This is a genomic window from Pelotomaculum sp. FP (assembly GCF_004369245.1).
In the GTDB taxonomy this organism is placed as follows: domain Bacteria; phylum Bacillota; class Desulfotomaculia; order Desulfotomaculales; family Pelotomaculaceae; genus Pelotomaculum_C; species Pelotomaculum_C schinkii.
Genome location: NZ_QFGB01000090.1, coordinates 1 through 10,833, shown reverse-complemented (window position 1 = coordinate 10,833; position 10,833 = coordinate 1). Strand labels below are relative to the sequence as shown.

The following is a 10,833-nucleotide window of genomic DNA, read 5'->3' as shown; positions in this document are numbered from 1 at the left end:
GGCATTTTGCATCACTTTTGGGAGAAGTGACTGAGGTTTATCAGGAGCCGGATACGAGGCCCGTAAGTCCGGTTCTGTGAGAGGGATAACGCCGCAGAAAATTACTGCGGCGCTACCCTACTCGATTATACTAAAGGTAGGGTGATTACCGGTTTGAATCTATTTGTTCATGCTATGGACAAAAAAATAACACAAAATGCCCCCCTGGCCCTGCGCATGCGGCCCAGGACGTTGGATGAGTTTGAAGAACAGAGCGGGATCGTGGGTAAAGGGACTCCGCTGAGGCGCTCCATCGAAGCTGACCGCCTGGCCTCAGTAATTTTTTTTGGCCCGCCAGGCACAGGCAAGACCACCCTGGCTACTATAATCGCCGGTATGACCAGGGCTCATTTTGAAACTCTCAACGCAGTAATGGCAGGAGTAGCCGATATCAGAAGGGTGATTGAGGAGGCCAGGGAGAGACGTTCTCTTTACAATAAAAAAACAATTATGTTTATTGATGAAATTCACCGTTTTAATAAAGCCCAGCAGGATGCGCTGCTCCCATTTGTGGAAAATGGCCTGGTGATTATGATCGGCTCAACCACAGAGAACCCTATGTTTGCAGTCAACCGCCCGCTGCTTTCCCGTTCCCAGTTGTACCGTTTTGAGCTTCTGTCAACAGCGTCAGTCCGGCGTATTCTGCTAAGAGCGCTTCAGGACCAAGAGAGAGGATTGGGCTCATATCATGCCGAGGTAAGTCCTGAAGCGCTGGACCACCTGGCCGGTATAGCCAACGGTGACGCGCGGGTAGCTCTGAATGCCATAGAACTAGCGGTTATGACCACTATGCCCGGTGATGACGGGGTAAGGCGGGTAACCCTGGAGGTGGCGGAGGAGTCCATCCAAAAAAGAGTCTTGAAGTATGACCGGGAAGATGAACACTACGACGTGATATCTGCCTTTATCAAGAGTATGAGGGGCTCTGACCCCGATGCCACCCTGTACTGGTTGGCCAGGATGCTCTATGCGGGTGAAGATCCGGAATTCATTTGCCGCCGTATTATGATCCATGCCGCCGAGGACGTAGGATTGGCTGATCCGCAAGCCTTGGTAGTTGCGTCGGCGGCAGCACAAGCGGTTGAAAGGATTGGGATGCCTGAAGCCAGGATTGTGCTGGCCGAGGCGGCCCTGTATATTGCAACCGCCCCCAAAAGCAATGCTGTAGTGGCAGGTATAAACGGTGCCCTGCAGGCAGTTGAAAAAGAACGGGTTGAGCCGGTACCCGCCCATTTAAGGGGGACTGGTTACCGGGGGGCGACAATGTTGGGCAGCGGCAGAGGCTATAAATATCCTCATGATTATCAGGGTAATTACGTCAAGCAGGAATATTTGCCCGGCAGCCTAATAGGGTCAAATTTTTACAAGCCTTCCGGTAATGGTTTGGAGCGGGAAATTAAGAGCAGGATGGAAAAACAAAACAATAAATAATTATAAATGCATTCCAAGGCCCTTGTTTGACAAGCCCTTTTCGGATGGGTCAGGCAGGGCTTTTTAGTGTTTACAAGAAATGTGCCGGGAAAATTGACAACCGGAGTGTGTTGTGCTAATATTACCATTATACCCGACGGTTTTCGTAGGAATAAAATATTCAAGAATAATCCATCAAGGAATTGACAGCGGGCCAATCATTAAAAGGGAGGAAATTTTATGCGAAGGGTATATTTTGACCACAGTGCGACTACCCCGGTGCATCCGGCTGTAGCTGAGGAAATGTACCGCTACGTAAATAAAACCTTCGGCAATCCATCCAGCGTACACTTTTTTGGCCGTGAGGCCAGGAAGGCAGTGGAGGAAGCCAGGGAAAAGGTGGCCAGGGCGATCGGGTCCAGGCCGGAAGAGGTAATCTTTACCAGCGGCGGCACCGAGTCGGATCTTATGGCCATTAAGGGTGTGGCCTATGCCAACCGCAACAAAGGAAACCACATTATCACAAGTTCGGTGGAGCACCACGCGGTCCTTGATAACTGTAAAGCCCTCGAAAAAGAAGGTTTCGCGGTAACAGTATTGCCGGTAGACGCGGATGGTATGGTCAGCCCTGACAGCGTTGCCGCGGCAATTACTGACAAGACCATATTGATTACCATAATGCATGCCAATAATGAGGTCGGCACCATTCAACCCATACACGAAATAGGCCGGTTGGCAAGGGAAAAAGGCATTCTTTTTCACACCGACGCTGTCCAGAGCTTTGGCAAGATTCCTGTAAACGTAGATGAACTGCTGGTTGATTTTGTTTCTATAAGCGGGCATAAAATCTATGCGCCCAAGGGAATTGGCGCTCTCTACATAAGGAAGGGCGTCCGCTGGCTGCCGATCAGCCTCGGGGGCGGGCAAGAAAGGAAGCGCCGCCCTGGTACTGAGAATGTTCCGGGTATAGCCGCCCTCGGCAAGGCGGCCGAAATTGCTATGGAAACCATGGCAGATGAGGCGGCGCGGCTCACCTTGCTGCGTGACAAAATTATTAAGGGGGTTATGGAAAACTACTCCAATGTCCGTCTCAACGGACACCCAACCAAGCGCCTTCCCAACCATGTTAATTTTGCATTTGAGTTTATTGAAGGGGAAGCGTTGCTTCTGAGCCTTGATTTACAGGGAGTGGCGGCCTCCAGTGGGTCCGCCTGCACATCCGGTTCTTTAGAACCTTCCCACGTCCTCCTGGCTATGGGGATACCCCCTGAAATTGCCCATGGCTCACTCCGCATTACACTGGGTAAAGACAACAACGAGGAGGATGTCAGCTATTTTTTGGAAGTGCTGCCTGCCATCATTGATCGTCTTAGAGCAATGTCGCCGCTTTACCACAAGGTATCGGATGATTGCGAAACCTGTGATAAAACATGGTGCAGATAACTTTGTCCGGCTGGCGGGTTGGCTAATTTGCTTCAGGTGATGTATCTTGAGAGAAACTTGTATTTGGATGATTATATCCTGTTAATGCGCTATGAAACCCGGGATGCTCCGTTATTTTCAGGAGGTGCATAAATTGCGGCTTTCCACCAGGGGACACTATGGTTTAAAAGCTGTGTTTGACCTGGCGCAGCATTACGGCGCTAAGCCAATTCCTTTAAAGAGTGTGGCAGAACGCCAGCATCTTTCAGAAAACTATCTGGAACAGCTCATGGCCATGTTGCGCAAAGCCGGCCTGGTTAAAAGCGTGCGGGGCGCTCAGGGAGGATATATCCTGGCCAGGGAGCCTGGTTTGATTAGGGTGGGAGATATAGTCCGGGTACTGGAGGGGCCAATAGCGCCGGTCTACTGCGTTAGCGAAGAGGACCAGGGATGCTGCGACGAAGCGGACTACTGTATAACCAGGACGGTATGGGCCAGGGTGCGGGACGGTATTGCCGCAGTGCTGGACGGAATCAGCCTGGCGGACTTATGCAGCGAGGCTGAGGAAGCCGGGATGTGCTGCAAGGAGGTTCCAAAGGGCGAATAGATACTAAAAATTGCATCCCATGATAAGTGTGGGTGCAAATTATTATGAAAATAGTCATGCATCCCAATATGTATACTAATGTATGGCGCCCGTATTGATGAGACAAGGTGAGGCCAAGAATGCTAATGTTTCACTTATCTCAAAAAGCTTATTTGCGGAGACAAAACTTAAGGGCAAAGAATTGTTTTACAAAAAATTAAGCCCATATGAATTTGTTTGTACAGTGTATCCCGCCCCAAATTATATAATTAGGGCTTTCCAAAAACTATAATAAAGGAGTCCTGAAAATTATGTATACCGATAAAGTCATGGAGCATTTTACAAATCCCAGGAATGTCGGTGAAATAACAGATCCAAGCGGTGTGGGAGAGGTTGGCAACCCAACTTGTGGGGATATCATGAAAATATTCTTAAAGGTTGAAGACAATATTATTAAGGACATAAAATTTAAGACTTTTGGCTGTGGCGCCGCTATTGCCACCAGTAGTATGGTTACGGAAATGGCAAAAGGTAAAACCCTGGATGAGGCTGAGCAAATTAGCAACAAAGCAGTGGCCGAGATGCTGGACGGTCTTCCTCCCCAAAAAATGCACTGCTCCAACCTGGCTGCGGACGCCTTAAAGAAGGCTATTGAGGATTACAAGAAAAAGCAGGCGGTATAAGTTTGGCAGGGTATTGCCCATGCCGCCAACGGCACCACGCATGATGAAAATGTATTTTCATAGCAGCGTAAAAGTCATTTATATAAAGGTGATCCTGTGACGGCTAAAAAAAAGGTTGTTGTAGCAATGAGCGGCGGGGTTGACAGTTCAGTTGCCGCCGCGCTTTTGATGGAACAGGGGTATGAAATAATTGGTGTAACCATGCAGATTTGGGATTCCGGTATCACAGAAGTTGAGGGGGAGCACGTAGGATGCTGCTCCCTTACTGCTGTTGAGGATGCCAGGCGGGTGGCTTCACAACTTGGCATTCCCTACTATGTGATGAATTTTCGTAACATTTTTGAGGAGAGGGTAATTAAATACTTCACTGGCGAGTATATGCGCGGCCGTACACCCAACCCGTGCATAGCCTGTAACCGTTATGTCAAGTTCGAAGCTCTTTTGGATAAGGCGATGGCGCTGGGCGCCGATTATATCGCCACCGGCCATTACGCCAGGTTGGGGTACAGTCCAACGTACGGGCGCTATACGGTCCGGCGCGCGCACGATCAAAAAAAGGACCAGACCTACGTTTTATATAGCCTGACCCAGCGGCAGATAGCCCGCACCTTGATGCCTTTGGGTGAGTACAATAAGGACCAGGTGCGCAAAATAGCAGGTGATTTGGGTCTGTCCGTTGCCGCCAAAGCAGAAAGTCAAGAGATATGCTTTGTGGCAGATGACAACTATCGCAATTTCCTGCGTGGGAAATCAACGGATATCCAGCCGGGACCCTTCCTGAACATGAAAGGGGAGGTTATTGGTACACACCAGGGCATCCCTTTTTATACGATTGGCCAGCGGCGTGGCCTGGGTCTGGCGGGAGGGCAGCGTCTTTACGTGGTAAATATAGACCGGGAGCATAATACCGTCACCGTGGGTCCGGAAGAAGCCATCCTTGATACTGACTTAATCGCCGAAGATGTTAACATGGTCTTATACGATACGATCACCAAAACGTTAGAAGTTGAGGCTCAGGTAAGGTATAATGGCAGCTCGTCACCAGCCACTCTCAAACTTCTGGAAGGTGGCCGGCTGCATGTTCACTTCCATAACCCGCAGCGCTCAATTACCCCTGGACAGGCTGTTGTGTTCTACCAGGGAGATTACCTGGTTGGCGGAGCTACCATAGAGCGCGCCGGCTCCGAATGAGCTTTATTCTTTTTTGCTGCATTTTTTATCAATAACATGGACATAATAGCCATTAAGAAATGGTTGATTTTTGTACGGGGGGCGACAAACTTTGAATTGCCCGTCTTGTGGCGGTAAAGCCACTGGTAAAGTGGGAATGGATCAGTATTACTGCTGGGATTGCTGTGTTGAATACCGGATCAATAAAGAAGGCGTGCAGATTTACGAGGTGGCTGAGGACGGGAGCCTGGTTGCTTTTGACCCGCAAAACGAATTCTTACTTTAGTGACGGAAAGAGGGGTGTCCTAATATGCGTTCAGGGTTTTGGAGGGGCATAATTGCCGGGAGCATAATCGGAGCAGCCATTAGTATGATGGCCGGAAGTAATAGGGTCAGCCAGAAAAAGGGTTTGCTGGGGTATAGGACCGGGCGGGCAGGTTCGAGAGCCCGCAGGATGTTCCGGGGTGTTTCGAAGACAGTAAACGACCTTATTAAATAGATACTTAAAAAAAGTGGGGAGATAAAAACTCCTCACTTTTTTAAGTTGGTGGTGAGGATATTTGAACTATCACATAGAAAAAGGGTTGCCTCGGCTGATTTTTTTTATTTTTGCCGCAGCGATGTTAGTATATTTTTTTTACCTGCTAAAGGGGCTGATGGTATCTTTTATCCTGGCCGCCCTTTTAACTTATCTCCTGAACCCGGTCGTAAACGCAATCGAAAGAAGGGGTACACCCCGCAGCTATGCCATACTGCTGGCTTATCTGGCCCTTTCCTTCGTGGTCGCGGGCATCTTTCTCTACATCATACCGCGGGTCTTAAAGCAACTCTACGTCATGGAGGAAACCATTCCACTTTACATAGCTCAAACCCAGCAGGTTATTCAATCCATCCAGAATCATTACAGTGTCCTGAACATTCCCGACGGGGTCAGGGAGATTATTGACCAAAGGGTAGTTATGCTGGAAGAATACGTTCTTCAATGGGTAAGAACTGCGGTGACAGTGCTAATCGGTCTGGTGGGCTATGTTTTTAAGCTCCTGCTTGCTCCCGTACTGGCATTTTATCTATTAAAAGACCTCGATTCAATATCAAAAAAAGCGGTAGCCTGGCTGCCGGTAAATCTTAAAGATGAAATTACCGGGCTCTTTAGGCAGATCAACCAGGTCCTGGCGAGTTTTATCAGAGGGTATTTTTTGGTGGCAGCGATTGTCGGTGTGCTGACAGCTGTTTCCATGGCTTTACTGGGCGTAGATTTTGCGCTTATGCTTGGATTTATTGCGGGAGTGACCGAGTTAATCCCTTATTTCGGACCTGTAATCGGCGCCGTACCTGCCATAGTCGTAGCGCTTTTAAAATCAAAATGGCTGGCGCTCAAAGTGGCGGTGGTATTTATTATCATTCACCAATTGGAAGGCAACATCATCTCACCCAAGATAATGAGTGACAAGGTTGGTTTGCACCCGCTGCTTGTGATTTTTAGTTTACTGGCCGGCGGAGAACTGTATGGGCTAATGGGAATGCTCCTGGCGATACCCTGTGCGGCTGTTTTAAAGGTAATCGTGAGTTTTGCCTATGCAAAAATAAAAAACCTCAATTAAAATGAATATTAGCGATTTCTTTTGAAATATTAGAATTCTTGACACCTTACAGGTATATTTTGTATAATTATAGCGCAAAAGTATGAGTTGTTTTCCAAAACGTTTGCTGGTTGATAAAATCCGTACTAATCGGGGTGGCGCCTTGGAGAACCTTCTGTCCCGTAGGGATATTCTTTAGGGGGAAGGTTCTTTTTATTGAGGAGCACGGTTTGATGCTTGTACCCTGTAGATTGCGGCCTGCGAACGATTGGAAATGGCATCAAAGACGGCCATCTTGTAAAATGATGCCGATATAAAAGCGGGAGGGTTTTCATCTTGATGACTGGTAATGAACTGAGGGAGAGCTTTTTGAAATTCTTTGAAAGCAAGGGACATAAGATTTTACCGAGCGCCTCCCTGATACCCGTCAATGATCCCAGTATACTATGGACTGCTGCCGGCATGGTTCCTTTTAAACCCTTTTTTACCGGCGCCGCCAAACCTGAATGCAACAGGGTAACCACCTGCCAGAAGTGTCTCCGGACTCCCGATATTGAAGCTGTCGGCAGGACTGCCAGACACCATACCTTTTTTGAAATGCTGGGCAATTTCTCTTTCGGAGACTACTTTAAGGAGTCTGCCATTCCTTGGGCTTGGGAATACGTGACCGAAAATCTGGGTCTGCCGGCTGACAAGCTCTGGGTCACTATTTACCTGGACGATGACGAAGCTTATGATATCTGGCATAAGAGCGTGGGTGTGCCAAGCGAACGTATCGTCAGGCTTGGCAAGGATACCAATTTTTGGGAGATCGGGGTCGGCCCCTGCGGTCCATGCTCAGAGATTTACGTGGACTTGGGACCTGAGAGAGGATGTGGATCTCCGGAATGTGGTGTCGGCTGTGACTGTGACCGTTACCTGGAGATATGGAACCTGGTTTTTATCCAGTATTTCAAGGATGAGGAGGGCAATTACACGCCCCTGGCCAACACAGGTATAGACACCGGTTTTGGTTTGGAGAGGGTGGCTTCCGTCCTGCAGGGTGTCCCCTCCAATTTCGACACGGACCTTTTGCGCGAGATCATGGATTTTACCGCTGAGCTTTTCGGCATGGATTACGGCAAGGATGAAAAGGTTGATTTGGCTTTGAAGGTTATAGCCGACCACTCCAGGGCGATTACCTTTGCCATTTCAGATGGGGCGTTGCCTTCCAACGAAGGCCGCGGCTATGTAATCCGCCGCCTGCTACGGCGGGCGGTCCGCTTCGGCCGTCTTCTCGGCATTCACGAGCCCTTCCTGCACAAGGCGGCAGAAGCAGTAATCCGGCAAATGAGCAACGCCTACCCTGAATTGTCCGATCGGGAAAAGCACGTCCTGAGAGTGATCCGGACCGAGGAAGATCGTTTTGGGGAAACTCTGGTCCAGGGAACTGAAATACTTAACCGGCTGATCGAGGAAGCAAAATCAGCCGGTGGCTCGGTTATTTCCGGTGAGGATGCTTTTAAACTTTACGATACTTATGGTTTTCCTCTGGAACTGACTCAGGAAATGACTGCGGAGCAGGGCTTAACTGTTGCTACGGACGGTTTCACCGAAGCTATGGAGCAGCAGCGTCGCCGTGCCCGCAGCGCCCGGCAGGAAACTGAGTATATATCCGAGCGGGATGCCGAATTCAGGAAAGTGCGTGAAGAGCTGGGAGAAACCAACTTTACCGGCTATGAATCCCTGTCGGATCGGGCCAGTGTGCTGGCGATATTTAAGGACGGCAAAAGGGCCAAGGAAGCGAACGCCGGTGAGGAAATAGAATTTATCCTGGACGTAACGCCGTGTTATGCGGAATCCGGCGGCCAGGTCAGCGACCGGGGACGTTTGACCGGATCGGGTTTGGAAGTTGAAATCATCGAGGTAGTAAAGCCTGTTGAAAATCTCTTTGTCCACCGCGGCAGGGTTATTGACGGGATCATAAAGGAAAACCAGCAGGTTGACGTAGCTGTTGACTTAAAAAGGAGAATGGCGACCTGCCGCAACCACTCCGCCACCCACCTCCTGCACAAGGCCCTCAAGGAAGTCCTGGGCGCCCATGTCAACCAGGCCGGTTCTCTGGTGGAACCTGACCGGCTGAGGTTTGACTTTACTCACTATACCGCTGTAGCGCCTGAGGAATTGCGTAAGGTTGAGGAGATGGTCAACCAGGCTGTTCTTTCCAACCTGCCTGTCGATACCCAGGTATCAACACTGGATGAAGCCCGGGATATGGGAGCAACCGCCCTTTTTGGCGAAAAGTACGGGGACCGGGTAAGGGTTGTCAAGATGGGCGACTTCAGCATGGAGCTGTGCGGCGGGACCCACCTGCATTCGACCGCCGAGGTGGGACTTTTTAAACTGGTGGGCGAGAGCAGTGTCGGCGCAGGACTGCGGCGTATTGAGGCTGTTACCGGTGAAGGCGCCCTGCGCTATATCAACGCCAAGGAAGAGCAGTTGGAGGCTGTGGCCGGGCTGGTAAAGGCCGCTCCCAATGAACTGTTCCACCGGGTCGAAAACCTGGTGCAGACTATCAAGCAGCTGGAAAACGAGAGCGATGCCCTGCAAGCCAAACTGGCCAAATATCAGGTCCAGGACCTGCTCGACTGCAAAAGAGAGATCAAGGGTGTCACGGTGCTGGCGGGACAGGCGGCAGCGCCCGATATGGACAGCTTAAGGGGTATGGTCGATCTTTTGAGGGACAAGCTGGGTTCCGGTGTGATTGTCCTGGGCAGCGTCATGGGGGATAAAGTCAGCCTGGTAGCAGCGGTCACAAAAGACCTGCAAAGTAGCGGCCTGCATGCCGGCAAGCTGATCAAAGAAATAGCCGCAGTCGTAGGCGGCAGCGGAGGCGGACGTCCCGATATGGCTCAAGCCGGCGGCAAGGTACCCGCCAGGCTCTCCGAAGCGCTGGAACAAGCCTATATGGTAGCGGAACAACAAATAAAATAATTGTCCACGACCAAAAACGCCCCCGGCTTTTTAGGCCGGGGGTTCATTATTTACGATATGTAAATAATTGTTAGTGTCTGGCAATACTAAGTAATAATTAGCCTTGTATTTGAACATCTAAAATCATGGCAATTTCCTCACAGTTGGGGAACTTGGGACAATTGACACATTCCTTCCAGACTTTTTGGGGCAGGGATTCCTTGGGGACTACATGAAAACCGCATTTTTCAAAAAAGACCTGCTGGTAAGTGAGGGCAAAGAGACGAGGAAGCCCCAGTTCTCCGGCTTCTTCGATGAACATATCGACAAGCTTGCGTCCCACACCTTTTTTAGCGTATTCAGGCGCCACGGCCAGGGCTCTGACTTCTGCTATGTCCTCCCAAATAATGTGTAGAGAACCTGCCGCCACGACCTTGCCCTGGTCCCTGGCTACGGTGAACTCCCGCAGGCTTTCATATAACATGGTCCGGGGTCTGGCCAGCATCAGGCCCTTTTCTGCATAATAGTTGATCAAAGCATGGATTGGCTCAACATCGGTAATTTTGGCTTTAACAAATTCCATCAGCAGCATGTCACCCTTCATAATTAATACGGTCACTATTATATATTACTTTAAACAGGACGTACAATCATCTTTTAAAGTAGATTTTAAGAATGAAGGAAAAGAAATAATGCTGGAGAATATTAATAATAATTGATTACTTTTGCCAAAACGGTAATTTTGGTCTATGATAAAACTAGTTATCAACCAGTGAAGTCACTGCTGTTGTAAAAGTAAATAAATGCTACTATCCGGTCGTTTTGTTTTAGTATTAATAAAGTTTTGGAAGGTGGTCTACCTATCGGGTCTTTGACACTTGCGCTAATATAGAAATCTCTACAAGCCTTGAAAACAGGGCTTTTTTTATTAAAAAAATGTCAAATTCTCTCCAATTCTTAGTGAGTAATTTTGCGTAATGTGTTATAATGT

Annotated in this window: 10 protein-coding genes; 9 read left to right on the top strand and 1 reads right to left on the bottom strand. The window is 49.2% G+C overall.

The window, feature by feature from the left end:
- Positions 1–174 precede the first annotated feature (174 nt).
- The 9 genes from Psfp_RS20160 (at position 175) to alaS (ending at position 9,863) form a co-directional block, all read left to right on the top strand.
- Positions 175–1,470 (top strand): replication-associated recombination protein A, encoded by a 1,296-nt coding sequence (locus Psfp_RS20160; RefSeq protein ID WP_134220305.1) that lies wholly within the window; start codon positions 175–177, stop codon positions 1,468–1,470.
- A 219-nt stretch (positions 1,471–1,689) separates the two neighbouring features.
- Positions 1,690–2,892 (top strand): cysteine desulfurase NifS, encoded by a 1,203-nt coding sequence (gene nifS / locus Psfp_RS20155; RefSeq protein ID WP_134220302.1) that lies wholly within the window; start codon positions 1,690–1,692, stop codon positions 2,890–2,892.
- A gap of 133 nt (positions 2,893–3,025) precedes the next feature.
- On the top strand, positions 3,026–3,478 hold the full coding sequence (locus Psfp_RS20150; protein ID WP_134220301.1) for an Rrf2 family transcriptional regulator: 453 nt from the start codon (positions 3,026–3,028) through the stop codon (positions 3,476–3,478).
- A gap of 290 nt (positions 3,479–3,768) precedes the next feature.
- The gene (gene nifU / locus Psfp_RS20145) at positions 3,769–4,140 is read left to right on the top strand and encodes a Fe-S cluster assembly scaffold protein NifU (protein ID WP_134220300.1); all 372 of its coding nucleotides are present in this window, start codon (positions 3,769–3,771) and stop codon (positions 4,138–4,140) included.
- Positions 4,141–4,236: 96 nt separating this feature from the next.
- A complete protein-coding gene (gene mnmA / locus Psfp_RS20140; protein WP_134220299.1) occupies positions 4,237–5,331 on the top strand; it encodes a tRNA 2-thiouridine(34) synthase MnmA in 1,095 nt (364 codons plus the stop codon).
- A 91-nt stretch (positions 5,332–5,422) separates the two neighbouring features.
- Complete coding sequence (locus Psfp_RS21925; protein WP_190238792.1) at positions 5,423–5,596, top strand: hypothetical protein; 174 nt, start codon at positions 5,423–5,425, stop codon at positions 5,594–5,596.
- 24 nt (positions 5,597–5,620) lie between these two features.
- Positions 5,621–5,809, top strand: a complete 189-nt coding sequence (locus tag Psfp_RS20135) for a hypothetical protein (RefSeq protein WP_134220298.1) — start codon at positions 5,621–5,623, stop codon at positions 5,807–5,809.
- Between the two features lie 61 nt (positions 5,810–5,870).
- Positions 5,871–6,911 (top strand): AI-2E family transporter, encoded by a 1,041-nt coding sequence (locus tag Psfp_RS20130; RefSeq protein WP_348981174.1) that lies wholly within the window; start codon positions 5,871–5,873, stop codon positions 6,909–6,911.
- Positions 6,912–7,229: 318 nt separating this feature from the next.
- Complete coding sequence (gene alaS / locus Psfp_RS20125) at positions 7,230–9,863, top strand: alanine--tRNA ligase (protein ID WP_134220303.1); 2,634 nt, start codon at positions 7,230–7,232, stop codon at positions 9,861–9,863.
- 97 nt (positions 9,864–9,960) lie between these two features.
- Here alaS and Psfp_RS20120 read toward each other — a convergent pair whose 3' ends face one another.
- Positions 9,961–10,425, bottom strand: coding sequence for an N-acetyltransferase (locus tag Psfp_RS20120; RefSeq protein ID WP_134220297.1), 465 nt, complete (start codon positions 10,423–10,425; stop codon positions 9,961–9,963).
- Positions 10,426–10,833 lie beyond the last annotated feature (408 nt).